General features: G+C 35.8%; 23 protein-coding genes and 1 riboswitch. Of the genes, 14 read left to right on the forward strand and 9 right to left on the reverse strand.

Annotated features, from left to right (window positions below; translation table 11 throughout):
* Positions 1–639 (forward strand): ABC transporter ATP-binding protein, encoded by a 639-nt coding sequence (locus tag ACIQVU_RS00230; protein WP_340805900.1) that lies wholly within the window; start codon positions 1–3, stop codon positions 637–639.
* 30 nt (positions 640–669) lie between these two features.
* On the opposite strand, the gene ACIQVU_RS00235 is transcribed toward ACIQVU_RS00230, so the two are convergent.
* The gene (locus tag ACIQVU_RS00235; RefSeq protein ID WP_402893090.1) at positions 670–1329 is read right to left on the reverse strand and encodes a hypothetical protein; all 660 of its coding nucleotides are present in this window, start codon (positions 1327–1329) and stop codon (positions 670–672) included.
* A 321-nt stretch (positions 1330–1650) separates the two neighbouring features.
* Between ACIQVU_RS00235 and ACIQVU_RS00240 the strand changes: the two genes are divergently transcribed.
* From ACIQVU_RS00240 to ACIQVU_RS00270, 7 genes are all read left to right on the forward strand, one after another.
* Positions 1651–2244 (forward strand): class I SAM-dependent methyltransferase, encoded by a 594-nt coding sequence (locus ACIQVU_RS00240; RefSeq protein ID WP_274768988.1) that lies wholly within the window; start codon positions 1651–1653, stop codon positions 2242–2244.
* Positions 2245–2441: 197 nt separating this feature from the next.
* Complete coding sequence (locus ACIQVU_RS00245; RefSeq protein ID WP_402893094.1) at positions 2442–3083, forward strand: nitrous oxide reductase accessory protein NosL; 642 nt, start codon at positions 2442–2444, stop codon at positions 3081–3083.
* Positions 3055–4320 (forward strand): right-handed parallel beta-helix repeat-containing protein, encoded by a 1266-nt coding sequence (locus tag ACIQVU_RS00250; protein WP_402893097.1) that lies wholly within the window; start codon positions 3055–3057, stop codon positions 4318–4320. The genes ACIQVU_RS00245 and ACIQVU_RS00250 overlap by 29 nt, the downstream gene beginning before the upstream one ends.
* Entirely contained in the window at positions 4317–4769 is a 453-nt protein-coding gene (locus tag ACIQVU_RS00255; protein WP_340805919.1) for a nitrous oxide reductase accessory protein NosL, read from the forward strand. Before ACIQVU_RS00250 ends, ACIQVU_RS00255 begins: the two co-directional genes overlap by 4 nt.
* A gap of 44 nt (positions 4770–4813) precedes the next feature.
* Positions 4814–5563 (forward strand): ABC transporter permease, encoded by a 750-nt coding sequence (locus ACIQVU_RS00260; RefSeq protein ID WP_340805921.1) that lies wholly within the window; start codon positions 4814–4816, stop codon positions 5561–5563.
* A complete protein-coding gene (locus ACIQVU_RS00265; protein WP_340805923.1) occupies positions 5560–6246 on the forward strand; it encodes an ABC transporter ATP-binding protein in 687 nt (228 codons plus the stop codon). Before ACIQVU_RS00260 ends, ACIQVU_RS00265 begins: the two co-directional genes overlap by 4 nt.
* Positions 6243–6788, forward strand: coding sequence for a TlpA family protein disulfide reductase (locus ACIQVU_RS00270; RefSeq protein WP_340805925.1), 546 nt, complete (start codon positions 6243–6245; stop codon positions 6786–6788). Before ACIQVU_RS00265 ends, ACIQVU_RS00270 begins: the two co-directional genes overlap by 4 nt.
* A 40-nt stretch (positions 6789–6828) precedes the next feature.
* Here ACIQVU_RS00270 and ACIQVU_RS00275 read toward each other — a convergent pair whose 3' ends face one another.
* Positions 6829–8253 carry a PepSY-associated TM helix domain-containing protein gene (locus ACIQVU_RS00275; RefSeq protein WP_340805926.1) on the reverse strand — a complete coding sequence of 475 codons (1425 nt, stop codon included), beginning with the start codon at positions 8251–8253 and terminating at the stop codon, positions 6829–6831.
* Between the two features lie 216 nt (positions 8254–8469).
* On the opposite strand from ACIQVU_RS00275, the gene ACIQVU_RS00280 reads away from it, so the two are divergent.
* Entirely contained in the window at positions 8470–8601 is a 132-nt protein-coding gene (locus ACIQVU_RS00280) for a MerR family transcriptional regulator (RefSeq protein ID WP_402893664.1), read from the forward strand.
* A 990-nt stretch (positions 8602–9591) separates the two neighbouring features.
* On the opposite strand, the gene ACIQVU_RS00285 is transcribed toward ACIQVU_RS00280, so the two are convergent.
* Positions 9592–10188 (reverse strand): SCO family protein, encoded by a 597-nt coding sequence (locus ACIQVU_RS00285; protein ID WP_340805935.1) that lies wholly within the window; start codon positions 10186–10188, stop codon positions 9592–9594.
* 533 nt (positions 10189–10721) lie between these two features.
* Here ACIQVU_RS00285 and ACIQVU_RS00290 point away from each other — a divergent pair.
* The 5 genes from ACIQVU_RS00290 (at position 10722) to ACIQVU_RS00310 (ending at position 15202) form a co-directional block, all read left to right on the forward strand.
* A complete protein-coding gene (locus ACIQVU_RS00290) occupies positions 10722–11057 on the forward strand; it encodes a DUF485 domain-containing protein (RefSeq protein WP_340805936.1) in 336 nt (111 codons plus the stop codon).
* Complete coding sequence (locus ACIQVU_RS00295; RefSeq protein ID WP_402893103.1) at positions 11058–12611, forward strand: solute symporter family protein; 1554 nt, start codon at positions 11058–11060, stop codon at positions 12609–12611.
* A gap of 467 nt (positions 12612–13078) precedes the next feature.
* The gene (locus ACIQVU_RS00300; protein ID WP_340805940.1) at positions 13079–13417 is read left to right on the forward strand and encodes a DUF485 domain-containing protein; all 339 of its coding nucleotides are present in this window, start codon (positions 13079–13081) and stop codon (positions 13415–13417) included.
* Complete coding sequence (locus ACIQVU_RS00305) at positions 13414–14958, forward strand: solute symporter family protein (RefSeq protein WP_402893106.1); 1545 nt, start codon at positions 13414–13416, stop codon at positions 14956–14958. Before ACIQVU_RS00300 ends, ACIQVU_RS00305 begins: the two co-directional genes overlap by 4 nt.
* Before the next feature lie 67 nt (positions 14959–15025).
* Positions 15026–15202: a hypothetical protein gene (locus tag ACIQVU_RS00310; RefSeq protein WP_340805942.1), complete on the forward strand. Its 177-nt coding sequence runs from the start codon at positions 15026–15028 to the stop codon at positions 15200–15202.
* Between the two features lie 26 nt (positions 15203–15228).
* On the opposite strand, the gene ACIQVU_RS00315 is transcribed toward ACIQVU_RS00310, so the two are convergent.
* The 6 genes from ACIQVU_RS00315 to ACIQVU_RS00340 all read right to left on the reverse strand — a co-directional run bounded on the left by ACIQVU_RS00315 (position 15229) and on the right by ACIQVU_RS00340 (position 19878).
* Positions 15229–15978: a TatD family hydrolase gene (locus ACIQVU_RS00315; RefSeq protein WP_340805944.1), complete on the reverse strand. Its 750-nt coding sequence runs from the start codon at positions 15976–15978 to the stop codon at positions 15229–15231.
* Positions 15968–16717, reverse strand: coding sequence for an ABC transporter ATP-binding protein (locus ACIQVU_RS00320; RefSeq protein WP_402893110.1), 750 nt, complete (start codon positions 16715–16717; stop codon positions 15968–15970). Before ACIQVU_RS00320 ends, ACIQVU_RS00315 begins: the two co-directional genes overlap by 11 nt.
* Positions 16692–17465, reverse strand: coding sequence for an ABC transporter permease (locus ACIQVU_RS00325; protein WP_340805947.1), 774 nt, complete (start codon positions 17463–17465; stop codon positions 16692–16694). The genes ACIQVU_RS00320 and ACIQVU_RS00325 overlap by 26 nt, the downstream gene beginning before the upstream one ends.
* Positions 17465–17755 carry a thiamine-binding protein gene (locus ACIQVU_RS00330; RefSeq protein WP_340805948.1) on the reverse strand — a complete coding sequence of 97 codons (291 nt, stop codon included), beginning with the start codon at positions 17753–17755 and terminating at the stop codon, positions 17465–17467. Before ACIQVU_RS00330 ends, ACIQVU_RS00325 begins: the two co-directional genes overlap by 1 nt.
* Position 17756: 1 nt before the next feature.
* Positions 17757–18761: an ABC transporter substrate-binding protein gene (locus ACIQVU_RS00335; RefSeq protein WP_340805949.1), complete on the reverse strand. Its 1005-nt coding sequence runs from the start codon at positions 18759–18761 to the stop codon at positions 17757–17759.
* Positions 18762–18941: 180 nt separating this feature from the next.
* Positions 18942–19052: riboswitch (TPP riboswitch) on the reverse strand.
* Positions 19053–19134: 82 nt separating this feature from the next.
* A complete protein-coding gene (locus ACIQVU_RS00340; protein WP_402893115.1) occupies positions 19135–19878 on the reverse strand; it encodes a coiled-coil domain-containing protein in 744 nt (247 codons plus the stop codon).
* Positions 19879–20057 lie beyond the last annotated feature (179 nt).

Raw genomic sequence — 20057 nt, forward strand, 5'->3', positions numbered from 1 at the left:
ATGTCTATTGAAGTATCAAATGTTTCAAAGGTCATTAAAGGGCGAACAGTGTTACAAAATATTAATTTTCACTTATCACAAGGAAAAGTATATGGCTTTGTTGGGCACAATGGCTCAGGAAAGTCGATGTTATTTAGGATTATTTGTGGCTTAGTGAAGCCTAGTACAGGAACAGTAAAATTATTCGAAGATGTCTTACATAAGGATATTTCGTTTCCTAAAAGTGCAAGTATCATTCTCGAAAAACCGGGGTTTTTAGAGCACTATTCAGGATTTTTGAATTTAAAATTTTTAGCGGCTATTAGAAATCAGATTAATGACCAGGATATAAAAGCAGCGATCGAACAAGTTGGATTGGACCCAACAGACCAACGTCCAGTCAAAACATATTCTCTTGGTATGAAACAAAAACTAGCGATTGCGCAAAGTATTATGGAAAAACCCGATATTATTTTACTAGATGAGCCAATGAATGGGTTGGACGAAGATGCTGTGCAAGCGGTATATGAAATCATTAAGGCTGAAAAACAACGAGGTGCGACAATATTATTAACTTCGCATAATAAAGTTGATATTGAATCCTTATGTGATCAAGTATATATGCTGCGTGATGGTGTATTGACGGAGAAGGTTATATAGTTTGGACAGAGGCTGGGACAAAACCCATCTCTAAACTAAAAAGCCGGTGAAAGCCTTATCTTTAATACGCCAACGGATAAAAAATGATACTAAAGATATTGCCAACATGATTGCTAAAAACATGCGGAATCCAAGTGAAGGGAAGTAGGTTGGATTGAGAAATGCATTCCAAAATGAAAAAGTTTCAATCCAACGCCCTGGTGTTAATTTTGCAGCTAAGACACCCGTAATGATCACCATTGTTACCCATGAAGCAACACTTAGTGCTACGCCCAGCATGATATGTTTACGTTTACGTTCGCCTTCTTTCCATTTATCCCAAGTATAATAGTAAATAATAAGTATAATTACTTCTGAGATAAACGCTCCCCATTCAACCACCCATGCCCAGAAAAAAATACGTAATAGAGAAGAAATTGAATCTGGTTGTATGACTGTGGTTGAAAACCAAATGCCTACTCCGGTCATCGCTCCTATAGTTGTAGTAATGATTAAAACCCACTTCAACATTGTTTTTGCTACTTGATCTAATTTCTCATTCTTCTTTTTCATCGCTCGATATTCAGTCGATACAACTAAAACAGAAGTACCTATCGCGACGCCATGGCTAATTATCACATGAATAATTGCAATAAGAGCAATCACAGTGCCATTACCAAACCATGTATAATCCACGGATGGAAAATTCATATTACCCTCTTCCTTTCATTTTTTAATCAAATGCAATGCAATCATACAAAATAGTTTTGAAAATCGAATGAGTAATATGTGAAATTGAAAGGAACTATATTTCATTGTTTTGTCAAAATAGTTTAAGTAACAAGAATTTCTTTATACTGGGTTCTCTTTATTAGCCCTTTTTTTATAGCAGTCCCATAGGTTATACTAATGAAATTCTATTTTTTGTTGCTTAAAGTTCATTTGAATTTCTCAATTGTTTTTTATAATGGTCATGTTAATAGGAACAATATAGTTAAAAAATGAAGCTTTTTTACAAATAGGAGGAAGGATATGAGTATATGGAGTAAGCAAGCTAGTCCACCATTATATATATATGGAACTGAGGCTAATCGATTTATTACCTCAGCAGTTCAATATTTTCCTAAACAAGCCAAAATTGCTGCCTATGAAGAGAAAGAGGGAGCGAACGCGGTTTTTTTAGCGAAGCTTGGACACCAGATAACAGTTTATGATTCAACTTCATCTGGTCTAGCAAAGGTGCAGTTATTAGCAAGAATGAATGGTGTATCAATCATTACAATAAGAGCAGATTTAATAGAGTATGAGCTACCTCAAGAAACTTATGATGGCGCAATTATGGTATTTGGTCATTTTCAGCACAAATTCCAATTAGTGATATTGGAAAAAATAATGAACTCTATTAAATTAAATGGTGTTTTTATGTTTGAGGTCTATGAATATGCGCAGCTTTTATACAATACAGGAGGACCAAACGAAATGGCTTATTTATATAATGCTGAAGATATATTAAGGTGGGCTAGGCGTTATAAGCTAAAACATTACTTCACAGGGGAAGTAGAACAATATGAAGTTTCTTTCCAAACAAATACTCGCCGTGTCATACAAGTTATTGTAGAAAAATAAGACATTTATTTTACAATTCAAAATACATTTTTTTAAGATCTCAAAGAAATAATAAGGTGGTGGTAGGAGCGAATCTTCACGTAATCCATTTTAACTATTCAAAAAGAATATTATTGTCACTTTAATTTCTAATTTTTTTCACAACTTTTTAGTAAAGTGAATATGTCTAGTAAAATAATTACTTTGGAGGTAAAGGTATGAAGAAAGTTTTTCTAGTTGTTCCATTTATGCTAGCTCTTTATGCATGTAATGATGATAGTACAACAGGAACGAACAAAGACACTAAACAGGAGCCCACACATGAAGAGGTTGTTTCAGAGCAACCGAAAAATGAAGTTACATATTTAGCATCCACAGCTGAGTGGAAAATCGATGATCGTCTACAAGAACCAGCAGTGGATACTGTTTGTGAAATTTGTAATATGAAAGTATATACAAAGGATCATGAACTAGGTGTTTTTTCCGCACAATCTGTAAAACCAGATGGTACGATTGCATTTTATGATGACATTGGTTGTTTATTAAATGCAGAATTAGCTCAAAATCAAACGAATGAAAAATTTGTTCGAGATTATATTACACTAAATTGGATTAATGTCGAGGAAGCTACAGCTGTTAAAACTGATATGAAATCCCCTATGAACTGGGGGTATATATTCTTTGCCTTTGAAGAAGATGCAAAAGCTTATATTTCAGAAAATCCAACAGCAAAAATTGAAGCTTTAGACGTAGTTAAACAAGCAGCAAAAGAACGCAGTGAAAAAATGATGCATGAAAAAGGGGACCATGAACAACATAGTGAGGACCAGCATGGAACTGAAGAAACACATAGTCACTAATATGAAAAAGGGCAGTTTACTTGCCCTTTTTTTCTGCATAGTTGGATTTTCAACACCTGCATATGCTCAGAGCGTACAACAGCAGATCGATAGTCTCTCGTTGGGGGATGTTTTAGAGCTAGAACCAGGGCAATATTCAGAAAATTTATTAATAAAAAAACCCATTAAAATATACGGAAACAAGGGGGTTAAATTCACTGGAAAATTAGAAATAAAAGCTGATGATGTAGAGGTTAGTGGTATTCAATTTCTTGGAGAACAAGGGGTTGTTGCAAAGAAAGTTGAAAACATCAAAATAACTCAAAGTTCATTTCAAACAAAAAGATTTCCTATTTATTTCGATGGTGTAGAAAATAGTGAAATTGCTGAAGTAGACATTATCGGTAAATCCGGCCATTATTCAGAAAAAAGTCACGGTATTTCTCTTTATAACTCAAAAGGTATTCATGTTAAAAATAATAGTATTACACAAACACAAGACGGAATTTATTTAGAAAATAGCAGACAAGTTACAATCGAAAAAAATACGATTACGTATGGACGTTACGGTACTCATATCATGTATGGTAGCGATATGAAATTGTTTCAAAATAACTACGCCCATCATATAACGGGTGTGATGTCCATGATGGCAAAGAATGTAGATATAGAAAAGAATACAATTAAACATCAAAATGCTTTAAATAGTTCTGGCATTACACTTTATCAAACTTCTAAAGTAAATGTAATCAACAATATCATTCGTGAAAATTCTATTGCAGTTCAGTTACAGCAGGCAGATACGGTGGATATGTCTAGCAATATATTCGCTAGTAATTTGTTAGTACTTAAAAACATTCAACCCAAAGGTGTCCTTGTTACAAACAATCAACTTTATGGAAATGTGCTAGTTGCTTCAAGTGGTTCTGATGGAATAACACTTATAGGGAATGTTTATGATGATTACGAAGGGGAAGATTTCGACGAAGATGGCTATGGTGATAGTGTTTACATTGCAACTTCTACATTTGGTAAATGGGTATTAAAAAATGAATATTATCAATATTTTATTGGAAATACAGCCACTGAATTATTAGAAAAAATGGATAATAAACTATCAAAACCAAATTCTTTAATAGATGAGAAACCTATTGTTCATAGGGGGCAACCTTGGCAATTATCATTTAAAGGGAAACATTTTAGCATTGGCGTTGCATTACTGATTGTACTAGTTTTTAGTTGGAGGAAATTTAAATGAAAAAGATCATTTTATTAGTAGTAATTGGACTTTTTTTGATAGGGTGTTCGGAGAAGACCATAGAACCTCGAGATATTGATCCAGAGACGGATATTTGTATTGTTTGTAACATGGGTATTACGCATCCTGATTATGCAGGGCAAGTAATTTTCAAGAATAATGATTATTTAGTGTTTGATGATCTAGGTTGTTTAATTGAATATTTGAAAAGTCCAGAGCAAGAAGTAGCAGCAGCTTATATCAAATCAAATGATAAGCAAGAATGGATAGATGTGAAAACGGCAGCTTATTTATATAATGAGGATTATTGGACACCCATGAATTATGGTGTACTTGCCTTTGCGTCGATTGGAGACGCAGCAATTTATGAGCAAGAAAATGGTGCGGGTAAGCCTCTCGGATACGAAGAATTAGTAACGTCATTTAATTGGGGTGTGCATGAACATTGATTAAATCGGAAATAAAACAGCTTTTCCGGAGTAAGTGGATTTACATGTTGCTTGGTATTTTTATTGTATTATTTGTTGCTATTTTGATGTTGCAACAGTTAAACACGGATGCAGGTGGATTCGATCGCTTTCAAGCCTCTCTCTTAAATTTATTACTTTTTTTGTTTCCTTTATTTATTTTGACAATAGGCGCAATGAGTATAGCTGCTGATATAGAATCAGGTTGGTATCAATTAATACGATCATATCCTGTTAGTATCGCACATTATTTAGGGGCAAAATATGTTGCATTGGTATCCATTTTTTTATTTGCTTTAGCAACTACAGAGGCAGTTATTTTAATTGTAGGTTCTTTCTTTGGTGGCGTTCATATAGATACTCAATTTCTTTTATTAACGACTGTTATTATCGTTGTTTTTAGTGCTATAAGTGTAATGATTGGCGCTTTTTCCATACATCGATTACAGGCATTAGGTTTTAGTCTAGGGCTATGGGCAGTTTTTACATTATTAAGTAATTATGTAGTAATGGCAATTGGAACCATTATTCCAAAACATGTCTATGAAAAAATAATCTATACACATGTTCATATAAATATTATTGAGTGGCTCCGATATGTCTATTTAATTCAAATCGAACAAACAGGTATTTTAGGGAAGTCGTTTTATTATTTATCACAGTTTTACGAAACTAGTCTAGGGATTGGCTTGATATTAGGTATAACAATATTATGGTGGTTTATTCCTCTTTGTCTTGCTTATTTTAAGTTGAAATGTAAGGAGAGCTATAGATGATAGAGCTACAAAAAGTTGTGATTACATATCGTAAAGGACAACAAATTGGTCCAGTTACCTATCAACTTACAAGTGGGAAAATTGTAGCTTTAGTGGGGGAGAATGGTGCTGGTAAAAGCACGCTAATGAAACTGATTATGGGACAATTACCCTTAGATAAAGGGACTATAACTGGCATTCCAAAAGGAAGAGTTCGATATATGCCTGATGATTTAAACTTTCCAACTACACTAAAAGTGAAAGAAATTATTGAGCTTTTAGGTAAGTTAAAGGGGATTACTAGTAAGAGTCAAGATGATATCTTACAGTTAGTTGATCTATTCGAGCATAAAAATAGTTTTGTTAGTGAGCTTTCAAAAGGAATGAGACAACGTTTAAACTTTGCACAAAGCCTGCTAGGCGAATGTGATGTGTATATTTTAGATGAACCTACAAACGGTCTAGATCCGTATTGGATCAACAGAGTGAAATCAATTTTAAAGGAAGAAAGAAATAAAGGTCAATTAATCTTATATTCTACTCATCTACTATCAACAGTAGAGGAGATTGCAGATGAAGTAATTTTCATTCATAAAGGTAAAATTCTTGCCTCAGGTAATATTTCGAGCTTGAAAAGACAATATGCTGAAGAATCTTTAGAATCCCTATGGTTGAAATTGTATTTAGGGGAGGAGATGTCTTGAAAAATTGGCTTTCAGCAAGTGTTGTTTTAATTTTAATTGGTATTGTCTTTATTAGCTATTTAGATTCAGATAAAACAGAAACTTCTAAAGAAATAATTGATAGTACAGTTAAGACAGCCGATATACAACTTTCAGATAGAGCAGTGCGAAATTTTGAATTGCCAAATCTCACAGGCGAACAAAAAACATTATACAATTATCTAGGTAAACCGGTTGTCCTTGTATTTTGGGCTACCTGGTGTGGACCTTGTAATGAGGAAATGCCACGCTTGCAAAATTATTATGAAACAAAAAAAGATGTTCAAATTTTAACAGTCAATGCAACTGATACGGAAGCAAGTAGAGAAACCGTGACTAAATATGCTAATAAAAAGGGATGGGATTTACCCATTTTAATGGATGAAACTGGAGATATCCGAAAGCGATTCGGTGGTTTTACAATACCCACTACAATATTTCTAAGCGCAAATGGAGAGATTGTTCATGAAGTTTTTGGACCCATTGATGAGGCATATATAGATGAAATTATAAAAAGCTTGTAAGAACGATATTAACTAAATATTAACAATAAAAACCAGGTGCTTATTGTTTTAACACCTGGTTTTTATTATTATGAGTATACTTTATTGAATCGTTATTTACTTCCTTGAATGGAGGTTTTATTCCTTTTTTTGTAAACCCAAAAATTAGTTCGATTAAAACAACTACAATAAGAGAAATTCCAAAGAGTGGCATAATGACACCTAGTAAAATCATGAAAATACAAAATGGAATAGATATTTCTTTTGGCATAGGTGGTGCAGAAATCATACCCTTTTGTCTACGTAATAACCATGTTTTAAAGCCAAGGTAGATTAAATATAAAAATGCTAGACAAATAAATAGATTGATTATTTTATTTGGCCAACCAAATAGATGTCCTTCATGTAATGGAATTCCCCATGTAAACCACTTTCCTAGAATACCATATTCATTATATCCGACAGATGAAATAAGTGAGCCAGTGTATTGGTCAAAATAATTAGTGACTTCTTCATTTGGATTTACATCCAAACCTGTTACACCAGTGTTTGAACCCTTCGCAACTGTAAAAACACCTTCTTCTGAGCTAGGTAAAATAATAGAATAAGGTTTAGAAATGTTTTCACTTTCAACATGCTCCATCAATTTACCAACTGACATTGCATATTCATTCGAATAATCAGGAACACTTTGAGATCCTCCATGACCTGCATGACCTGAATGATCTTCAGAATTAGAAGTGGGCATTTCATTTTTACGAGTAGCCCATGGAATTTCATTGATATCAGATGTTGGTGGATTTGAATTCAGTTCAGGAATTCCGATGGATGGATTTTGTTGTGCAGCTGTGTAGATAAAGTTCCCCATAAATGCTGACCATGGTAAGCCTGTAAAAATAATAGCAATCATAGGAATTGTGATAATAACACCTAAAATACTGTGCCATCTCCGGGATCGAATACGAGATGTTTCTGTCTGCACTTTCTTCCATATTTTCTTTCTAAAAGTCATGTATAGGCCTGATAGCAACAAGAAAATAGCCCAGCATGCAGCAAGCTCCACTAAGTAGTTTACGAATGTCCCACCTATGAATAAAGAGCTATGGAGATTACGCATGATATTTGAAAATGTATAGTTTGCATCCTGACTATCTACTACCTGATTATTATCATCTAAAAAGACATACTTTTGTTCGCCTTCACTGTTAGTCATCGTTAAGCGCGTATTATAAGGTTCGTCTAAAACTATTACTTTACTGACAGTATAGTCACTAAATTTTGCCTTTGCTTGCTCAATCCCTTCATCGATAGTAATGCTTGTTGTTTCTTTACTATCTCCAAAGAAAGCATCAGAGTAGAGCTTGTTCTCAACGTCTGTGTAGAATAGGTACCCTATACCACTAATTGTTAAAGTAAGTAAGAGGGGAGTAATAAATAATGCAGCAAAAAAGTGCCATCGCCAAAAACGATTGTATAAATTCTTCATAAAGCCTCCTAAAAAAATATAATTTCACTTACAAGAATAATATACATTTGAAATGTGAAATATAGATGATATTTTTAAGGAGAATTTATGTTTATATATAAAATTTATATTATTTTGAAGAAAATTTTTCATTAATATGTAAGCTGATTTTACATTGAAATTTAATAAAAGTTTATGTATACAATAGGAGAAGTAGCAAAGTAATTCAATTTAAGTATCTCAACTCTTAGGTATTACGATAAGGAGGGTTTAATTCTTAATATAGAAAAGAGTAAAAGTGGGAATCGAATCTTTGACGATGAAGCTATTTCAGGTTTAATTACTATTGAGTGTCTGAAAAAAACCTGAATGTCTATAAAACACATTAAAACTTTTATAGATTGGTGCCAAAAAGGAGATGAATCATTGAAAGATCGTCTAGAAATGTTTTTGGCTGTGTAATGCAAAATAAAAGTGCAGAGTATTGCAATACACTTGGCGTTGTAACTTTACATGGAGTGGCGGGCATGATAGCCTCGTTTAGGCAAAAGCCAGCCCTTGATATAGCTGGCTCCGAGGCTTTTTAATCATGCTCGCAGAGGCTCCGTGTCAAGTTGCAACACTCTGCATTTGCAATTGCACTACTGTGTATTTTTTCATTGCAAAACACATTGGCCCGTAGAAAAGCACTCCAATCTCAAATCAAAGAAATAATGCTATTATTTATCATTACATTACGGGAACATAAAGTGAATGCCACACACAAAATACGAAATGAAGAATAAACATTTGCTATGCGGTTTCTTTTTTTATATATAGAAACATTTGTTTGAGTGAATCCTATGAGGAATAAAAAAGAAGACACCAAAGTCTAAACTTTTTTGATAATTAAGTAAAGTTTAGACTTTGATGTCCATGTACACTAAAATATCTCACTATTATAAGTATACTTTTCAATGAAATATAACTTCCTATAATTTATATTATGTAAACTAAAATTATTTGTGAGGAGTTGGAATAAAGAAAAATATCCCTCAATCCTCTTATTCGTACCGACGCGCATTGGCATTCCCATGTACCTACACCTGATGTAACAATGAGCAGTTTACATTAGAAACGAGGGAAAAGCCAATCCAACCCACTCCTCTAGCGTGTTCTTCTGCAGCAAAGCACATGGATATATAAAACTTATTCTATTAATAAATTTTTTGAACTTTTATCTAAAAAATCACTTATTAAATTAATACTATAAAGCATAATATAATACGAATCATACATATATTGATTTTAGTATTTCATTTTGACTGGATGTATATTATTTTTTGATAAAATAATACAGCAGTCACATGGACTACTGCATTATTTGCTCTCCTTAATAAGAGCTTTCATATCTGCGACAATGCTTTCGACTGGGACGTCTGTTGCGCCATCATAATCTTTCACAACTGTGCCATCCGCATTAACTAAATAGTAACGTGACATATGTATGACCTGGTCTGAATTTGGATCGTTTTTAACAACTGAATTAAAGGATTGACGTGCAAATTGTTCAATAAATTTTTGCTCATAGCCCGTTAGTAGCTGCCATTTGCTTTCATCTACAACATTATAATTGCTTAAGTAATTCGCCAATACCTCAGGTTGATCTACCTCAGGGTCTACACTAAAGGCAACAATTTGATAATCCTTCATGCCTTTATCCGCTAGCTCCTCCTGAATGCCTGTCATATTAAACGTCATTGGCGGACAGACGGTTGTACAATTTGTAAAGATAAACATTGCTAGCCATGGCTTCCCCTTTAAATCCTCTAATTGTACTTGCTCATTGTGCTGGTTTGTCATCGAAAAATCTTGAACCTCAATATTTAATGATGGCTCAAATTTATAGCTGCCACACGCCGTTAAAATACTACTGATTGTTAGTATTAAAAGCAGTACAATACGTTTCTTTTTCATTATCATTACTCACTTCCCTTCAGTTCACCATCTTATTTTATGCATTCTAGCAGTTAAATACAACATAATGGTCTTGCTGCGAACTGATATTGCCGCAAATTTGCCAAACAAAGCAATTTTTTTAAAAATTTTTTAAAGCTTATTTTTACTATTTCTTTCAATAGCATCTAGTTGTTATATAACAACTTTTCCTATTTTTTAACATTCTCGAAATCTTAATTGTACAATAATAAATTACAGAAAATTCTCTTTTATGTTTAAATTTCGTCCTATACTTCTTATTCTCTATTATAAATTATTTTTAAAATACTATTTCTATAGAAAATTTCTTTCGCTTTCCTAAAAATTTTTTCTAGTAAATCCTTATTATTTCTATGTTATTCCATTATTTTATATTTAACTAAAAATTTTTAAAAATCGAAATTTAGTATTGCATTATAGAAATCTCCCTCATAAAATAAGTGAATATAACGACGAGTCATCAAGAAATATGTCGTTTAAAACAGAAATATATAACTTTAGGGGGAATAATAATGGCTAACGTTTCAAACACAAAACAGGGGCAAGCAATTGATTATGATGCAATTGAAGCAATGGAATCGTTCAATCGCTTTGTAAGAAAGAAAAACACCTTCCTGTTCTCGATTACAGCAATCTTTCTAATCCTTTATATCTTGCTGCCGATTCTTGCTTTCCAGCCTGTACTACAACAAAAATTCTTTGGTAATATTACGGGTGTTTGGGTTTATTCTGCAGGATTATTTATTATGACAATTGTGCTCTGTACGGTATATGTAAAAAAAGCTGCTTCATTCGATAAAGCTGCAGCTGCTGTGCTAGCAGAGTATCAAGCGAAAGGCGGAAAATAAATGAATTTAGTATCGATTAGTTTCTTTTTAGCAATTGTTGGTTTAACGCTTGTTGTTACATATATTGCAGCAAAGCGCACATCCTCTGCGGCTGATTTTTATACGGCTGGCGGTGGTTTAAAGGGCTGGCAAAATGGATTTGCCATTGCAGGTGACTATTTATCTGCAGCAGCATTTCTTGGGGTGTCTGGCGCTATTGCTTTAACAGGCTTTGATGGTTTCTTCTTCTCTGTTGGTTATGTAGTAGCCAATTTAGTGCTGCTTTATGTGATTGCTGAGCCTATGCGTAATTTAGGTCGCTATACATTAGCTGATATGCTGACAGCACGCTTTAATGAAAAGCGCATTCGTGGTGTGGCAGCATCAGGCACAATTATTATTGTGATTCTTTATATGATTGCACAGCTAGTAGGTGCTGGTGCGCTTATTAAGCTACTATTTGACATTGAATATTGGATTGCGGTATTAATTGTCGGTGTGATGATGACAACCTATGTATTATTTGGTGGCATGACAGCTACGTCTTGGGTACAAATTATTAAAGCAAGTCTTCTATTATTTGGGACAGGCTTATTAGCAACATTAGTGTTAGTAAAATTTGATTTTTCACTCATGAAAATGTTCGATACGATTGCGGTCGATCATGGTGAGGAATTCCTTGTACCAGGCATTAAATATACAAGTACAATTGACTCTGTTTCGATGATGATGGCTTTAGTTTTAGGGACATCAGGTTTACCACATATTTTAATGCGTTTCTTTACAGTAAAAGATGCCAAAACAGCACGTGCTTCTATTTCTTGGACAACTTGGATTACAGCTATTTTCTTCTCATTAACAATTTTCTTAGGCTTCGGTGCATTAAACTTTGTAGGGCTTGATCAAATTCTTGCCGAAAGTAAAGCTGGCAATACGGCTGCCCCACTGCTTGCACATTACTTAGGTGGAGATGTATTGATGGCATTTATTGGTGCTGTAGCCTTTGCGACAATTTTAGCGGTTGTATCTGGCTTAGTATTAACAGGAGCTTCTGCTATTTCTCATGATATTTATGGGGAAATTATTAAAAATGGACAATTAACAGAAAAGCAGCAAGTAATCGCTGCTCGTACAGGCTCTATTTCGATTGCGATTGTGTCGATTATTTTAGCTTTATTTGCGCAAAGCTTAAATGTTTCATTCCTTGTATCCTTTGCATTTTGTATTGGTGCTTCAGCGAATTTGCCTGTCATTCTTTATACAATTTATTGGAAAAAGTTCAATTCAACAGGTGCTGTAACAGCAATGGTTACAGGTTTAGTATCATGTTTAGTTTTAGGGGCAATGGGACCAAATGTCTGGAGTCCTGTTGAAGGCGCAGCTATTTTTGTGGGTACTCCACTTGTGCCACTTGCTGTACCAGCTATTATTACGATTCCACTAGGCTTTATTGCAGGCTATCTAGGGACAATTTTGTCATCTAACAAAGCAACGGATGCAGAGGCAGAGCGTATTTATAAAGAAATTCGTGTAAAGGCAAATACAGGTGTGTCTGTGTCAGATGTTTCTCATTAATTTAACAGACTGAATTTCTATTCAAAATTTACAGAAAAAGATGCGAAAAAAACGATTTTTTGTCGATTTTTTCGCATTTTTTGTTATTGAATTTCTACTAAATTACTTATCGAACAATATTATTTTACTTCCAAAAAACAGAAAAAAACCAGTATTCACTAGGTAAATAGTGTTTATTTTCGCTTGAAAAAACATTATTATTTTGTAAATTTACCCTTCTGTTTTTCTTGAAAACCTAGATTTCCCTTCGCCTCATTTATTTATCTGAATATTCTAAAACCCTTTGAATGCTAGGTTTCTAAACGCTTTTTCTCTTTTAGGACTATTTTCTGAGAAATTTTTTTTGCATAATTTTTCTGAAATGTATTGCAATTTCGTGAACTGTTTCATAAAATGAAAATGTGAATTCACTAAACTAGCAAAAATAAGTCTTAAGGCAGAAAAAAAACACAAAATGGGGAATGTTAATGGCGAACAATCAAACAAAAAAAGAAGTCGTAATTGATTATGAGGCAATTGCAAAGCAAGAGTCATTCAAGGCACTTGTACGAAAGAAAAATTCTTTCCTGTGGTCTATGACTGTCATATTTTTAGCAGCTTACATGATGTTACCAATTTTGACATCATATACGGAAATTCTACACCAAAAGGCATTTGGGGAGATTACTTGGGTGTGGATTTACTCTGCAGGACTATTCCTTATGACATGGGGGTTATGTCATTTATATGTAGCGAAGGCAAATAGCTATGACAAAGAAGCAAAGGCGATTATTGCCGAATATGAAAACGGAGGTGGCCGCCGATGAGCTTTACAGCTATATTTTTCTTCGTAGCCATTGTTGGTTTAACATTAGTTGTTACATGGTGGGCATCTAAGCGCACATCTTCAGCAAGTGATTTCTACACTGCTGGTGGTGGTTTAACAGGCTGGCAAAATGGACTAGCTATTGCAGGTGACTATTTATCTGCAGCATCTTTCTTAGGGATAGCTGGTGCAGTCGCATTATTCGGATTTGATGGTTTCTTCTTCTCTATTGGTTATTTAGTAGCTTACTTAGTGGTATTATACATCGTAGCGGAGCCATTACGTAACCTTGGGAAATTTACATTAGCTGATATGATTACAGCGCGCTTTAATAATGCAAAAGTTCGCGGAACGGCGGCTTTAAGTACAATTACAATTGTTTTATTCTACATGATTGCACAGCTAGTTGGTGCAGGAGCACTTATTCAATTACTTTTAGGAATTGACTATTGGATCGCCGTATTAATCGTAGGTGTGATGATGACAACCTACGTACTATTCGGTGGTATGACAGCAACATCTTGGGTACAAATTATTAAAGCCTGTCTTTTAATGTTAGGTACTGTGATTATTTCCTTCTTAGTATTACTGAAATTTGATTTCAGTATTGCGACAATGTTTAGAGAAATGGCAACGGCTACGGATAACGGTGCAGCATACTTAAATCCTGGCTTACGCTATACAAACGGTATTGATACAATTTCGATGTTAATTGCCTTAGTAGTAGGTACTGCAGGTCTACCACATATCCTAATGCGCTTCTTTACAGTAAAAGATGCACAAACAGCTCGTTCATCTGTAATTTGGGCTACTTGGATTGTAGGTTTATTCTATATATTAACAATCTTCTTAGGCTTCGGTGCAGCAGCATTCGTTGGAAAAGAAGAGATTATTGCAGCTAACCCTGCTGGTAACATGGCTGCTCCACTTCTTGCAGACGCACTTGGTGGCGATATTCTATTCTCATTCGTTTGTGCGGTAGCATTTGCGACAATTCTAGCGGTAGTAGCAGGTCTTGTACTTTCGGGTGCATCTGCCCTATCTCATGATATTTATGGTCAAATTATTAAAAAGGGTAAAATTTCAGAGAAAGAGCAAGTGCTTGCAGCTCGTATCGGCTCAATCACAATCGCTGTTATTTCTATCCTATTAGCACTTGGTGCACAAACATTAAACGTTGCGTTCCTAGTATCGCTTGCATTCTGTATTGCGGGTTCTGCTAACCTTCCAGTAATTATTTACACAATTTATTGGAAACGCTTTAATACAGCGGGTGCTGTAACAGCGATGTTAACAGGGTTAATTTCAGCATTAGCGATCGTAGCTGTATCACCAAACGTATGGAATCCAGTTGAAGGTGCTGCTATTTTCGTTGGTGAACCGTTAATTATGTTAACGAACCCAGCCCTTATCTCTGTACCACTAGGCTTCCTTGGTGGCTTTATTGGCACATTGCTTTCTAAAGAAAGTGATGAAGCGAAATATCGTGAAGTGGATGTTAAAGCAAACACAGGTATTTCTGTACAGGACGTATCTCACTAATACATGTAAGCACCTCGTAAGTATCATACTTACGAGGTGTTACTTTTTTAGAAAGGAAGGCATAAATATGTCACAATCAAAGGCAAAGAAGAGGCGCAAGCATATAAAGCGCACAAGCGGCAAGGATGTTGAAAAGCATCGTCAATCTACCTCATTTAGCACACATGAACGAATCACCAAAACAAAGCGTGAGCAATTGGAACAGGGGCACACTAAATATAAAAAGCAGTATCAGCACGATTAAATCGTTACCGATACTGCTTTTCAGCGTTAAAGTTGATAGAAATTTTTTGTATTTTGCATCAGTATATATGCCGCTTCCTGTGCAGTTATCCCCTTGATCGCCGCAATCATCCGAATGGTTGAATGCATCATCCATGGCGCTGTACGCTTACCTGCAAAAGGCCCCTCAAACGGCCATGGACCATCTGTTTCCACCATCATCAATTCAATCGGATAAGCTTGAATTAATTGCTGAATCTCTTCCTCATATAAGCAATCAGGCGTGATGGAAATAGCGTAGCCATGCTGAATCAGCCGTTGCACCACTGCCTGATCCCCTTTAAACCAATGAAAATGCGCTCGCTGAACCTGATGCTTTTCAAGTAAATCACAGGCAATCATCGCATCCTCATACACTGCATGTAAAATAATTGGTTTACGAAGCTCCTTTGCCAAGACAATAAAACGCTCTAGCAAAGCGATATAGGGAGCATTGTCAATCGCCTGTTCCTGCCTTAAATAGTACGGTAAGCCTACCTCACCTACTGCGACCATATGATCCTGATAACGACGAATCCACTTAAACAATGCATCCTCATCCATCTGACTAAGTACAGGCTGCTCGGGATGAAAGCCAAATGCTGCCTTTACCTTGCTATACATTTTGGCTAATTGGTGTGTTCTTTGGCAGGAGGATAGCTCCATACTCACAGCAATCACAGCGTCTACCTCATCCAGCAAGGAAGGAATTTCTTCATCCTTATATTGCTCTAAATGAATATGCGCATCAATCAGCATAGATATCCTCCTTTTCTTCCTGTAAGTATGTAAATAGCTGCTGCTTCAATGCTGTAAATGCAGCAGAATGGCGAATCTCTCCTTGCCGTGGTCTAGCAAATGGCACAATAATTTCTTTTTTGATGGAGGCAGGGCGTTTCGTTAATATAAGAATACGATCCGCTAAAAAAAGCGCTTCCTCAATACTATGGGTGACAAATAAAATCGACTTACGATATTGCTCCCAAATAGATAAAAGCCATGCCTGCATTTCAAGTCGTGTAAATTCATCCAACGCTGAAAATGGCTCATCTAAGCATAAAATAGGCTTATCACTCACAATGGCACGGATAAAGGATACACGCTGCTGCATCCCCCCTGATAGTTCATGAGGATATGCATGGATAAAGGAAGCAAGTCCAACCTTTTCTAACCATGCCTTGGCACGCTCTCTATCGGGCTTACCTGTAAGCTCCTCCACAATCGTGACATTCTCTATAATCGTCCGCCATGGCAACAAAGAAGGCTGCTGCGGCATATAGCCAATCGTTCCCCGCTTGTGCTGAATAGCCTCACCATTTAATAAAATTGCCCCTTGATCAATGGACGATACACCACCAATTAATTGAAAAAGTGTGCTTTTGCCACTGCCTGAAGGCCCAATAATCGCCACAAACTCGCCATCCCTCACCTCAAAGGATATATCCTTAAGAACTTGAAGGGTATCAAAGGACTTAACGATGTTTTGAATGCTCAGCATTATAGCCTCTCCCCTTCACCATAAATTTTTCAAGTAAACGAATGCTACTAAATAACAATAAGCTTAGCAAAACAATCGCAAAAATCGCCACAAATACCCGATCTGTGCGGAAGGAGGACTGTGCTAAGGTCATATATACACCAATTCCCTTTTTAGCACCAAGCCACTCAGCAATCACAGCGCCCATCACACTGTAGGTAGCCGCAATTTTAACCCCTGAAAAAATAGCTGGATAGGCATAGGGCCATTCGAGCTTCCAAAAGGTTTGTGCCTTGGATGCACCAATCATTTGAAAATAATGCTTTAGTGCAGCGTCAGTTTGACGAAAGCCATCCATCGTTGCAATCACAATAGGGAAAAAGCAAACCAGACAAATAATAATTAACTTTGGTAATAAGCCAAAGCCAAACCAAATAATAAGCAGTGGTGCTAAGACAAGAATCGGAATATTTTGCGACATAATAAGAATTGGATAAAACAATTCCCGAATAAATGTAAAACGATGCAGAATAATAGCAACGATAAGACCGCAGCCAATCCCAATAACAAGCCCTAATAACGCTAATTGCACCGTTGCTAAAGCATGTGGTATAAAGGTTTGATAGGACTGGAAGCCTTCTCGCACAATGACACTTGGTGCAGGCAGTAGCCATTGAGGAACTTCAGCCACATACACGATTAGTTCCCATATGAATAAGAGGAAGGCGATAAAAAATATCGTCCTTCCCTTGTGTAACGCTTGTTTCATTACTGATATTTCTCCGTTAATGTATGCATCGTAATACCAGATGGCTGATATAAAATTTTCACCTGTGTAATTACATTAATAGCACCAAGTTCAATCATTTTATCATTCATTTTCTCAATAATTTGCAGCAATGTTGATAGCTCCCCCTCCATTGTTGTTTCAAGCGGGTGTACCTCATACTTCACACCTGATGCATCAATAACAGCAATAGCCGCATCAACATAAGGAATAATATCCTCATATTTTTCTGTTTTCGGAATAATTTGTACACTAATTAATGAATTTGCCATATTAGTTTTTCTCCTTTTTCGGTAAGAAATCATTTGTAAAGGCTTGCTCAGCGTTAAAATCGCCCTCTAACACCTGATTGCTTGCCATCCACTTTGCATAGTTTTCCCAAACAGCTAATTTTTGCTCACCCCATTGTACAGCATCATCCTGATACTTATCTGCTAACCATTCTTGACTTTTATGTACCAGCTCTTTATCTAAGTCAGGAGCCGCTTCTAGTAAAATATCAGCCGCCTCGCTAGGATGCTCGATCGCATATTCATAGCCTTTTGCTGCCGCAGCGACAAAAGCCTTCACCGTATCAGGATTGTTTTCAATCATCTTTTCATTTGTTGCCAAGACAGGTGTATAATAATCAAGCTGCTCACTATAATCCGTTAAATACAACATATTAATCTTTTCTCCACGAAGCTCTGCCTCAATGCCTGTCCATGCATAATAAATCCATGCAAAATCAATATCCTTTTGCATCATGGTGAAGAAATCTAAATCGCCTGCATTCACAATATCAAGCTTATTGATATCTGCATCTTCCGTTTGCATTAAGGATTGCAATACCGCTTGCTCAAGTGGCGCACCCCAGCCACCATATGTTTTCCCTTCAAAATCCTTTGGCGACGTAATCCCCTTAGAGGCAAGAGAAGCAAAACCAGATGTATTATGCTGAATAATCGCAGCGATGGAAACAAGTGGCACATCCTGTATACGTGCCTGTGTAATCCCTTCCTGATAGCTTACACCAAATTCCGCCTTCCCAGATGCCACAAGCTGATCAGCTCCTGCCTCACCAGGCATTATAATCTCGACATCTAAGCCCTGTTCCTCAAAATAACCAAGCTTTTCGGCTACATAAAGCCCTGTATGGTTCGTGTTTGGTGTCCAATCAAGCACAACAGAAACCTTTTTCGGTGCATCCTTTGCTTGCTTATCCTCCTTCTTCTCACCACAGCCTACGAGTGCAAGCAGTGCAGCAACTGTCAATACAATAAATGACCATTTCTTCATGCGAAATCCTCCTAGTTTAAAATATAAAAGCGTTCATACAATGAATGTTAGTACCAGAAGAACATTGGCAAAATGCACGTGAAGCCTATTTATAACACCATCTATAACCACACGCTGCACCAAAATAAAAAACGTCTAGGATTTCTCCCAGACGTATCACAATCAGCTTCCAAAAATTTTCTTTTTTGAATAGATGTTCCCTACGCTGGTACGAGCCAAATCAGGTTCAAAGGGTCAGTGCCTATCGGACACAATCTCAGCTAGCAACTACTAGCCCCCCTACATTCTTTCACTATGAACTTTTCGTTGATTATTATACCCATAGATACAACAAGATAACAAGCATATTTTTATTCGTTCTGCTATGAAAGGCTTAAGCTTTTCTTTTTAATTGAAAAATATCACGGTCATGCTGCGAAATTTTAATATCGAAGTAGTCTAAATCTTCCTTTGTTGCTAATGTTGCTAACTTTGTCATCATTTCCGAATGATATTCAGATAATTTCCCCGTTTGCTCATAGACAAGATGCTGTTTTGCCTCTATGCCATCTAAGCGCTCATTTGTTTTCTTCTGCTCCGCTTGTAGACCTTGAATATCTATCTTCATATCCTGCATATCTGTTTTAATATTTAGGATATCTGTTTTTGTATCCTGAATATCCAACTTCATGTCTTGCATATCGGCTTTGATATTTAGAATATCTGTTTTTGTTTCCTGAATATCCGACTTCATGTCTTGCATATCGGCTTTGATATTTAAAATATCCGTCTTTGTTTCCTGAATATCGGCTTTCATGCCTTGCATATCTACTTTGATATTTAGAATATCTGTTTTTGTTTCCTGAATATCGGCTTTGATATTTAAAATATCCGTCTTTGTTTCCTGAATATCAGCTTTCATGCCTTGCATATCTGCTTTAATATTCAAAATATCTGTTTTTGTATCTTGAATATCGGCTTTCATGCCTTGCATATCTGCTTTAATATTCAAAATATCTGTTTTTGTTTCCTGAATATCTACCTTCATATTTTGGATATCCACTTTCATATCCCCGATATTCGTTTCCATACCTGTTACTTTTTGCAGCATTAATTCAAGTAATTGGCGATCTGTCATCCATAAGCTCCTTTCTTAGTTATTTTAAAATTTCCTATATTTTCGATGTATTGCCATAATCCGACACTATTTTATATCTCCCTATGTTTCTATCATATTATAGGCTATTCGGTGAGTAAAGCGAGGAATAGATAATTTTCAAGATAGAAAAAACACCGCCCTGTATCGTGATACTAGGC

This window comes from Lysinibacillus sp. NPDC098008, assembly GCF_044760715.1.
Lineage (GTDB): Bacteria > Bacillota > Bacilli > Bacillales_A > Planococcaceae > Lysinibacillus.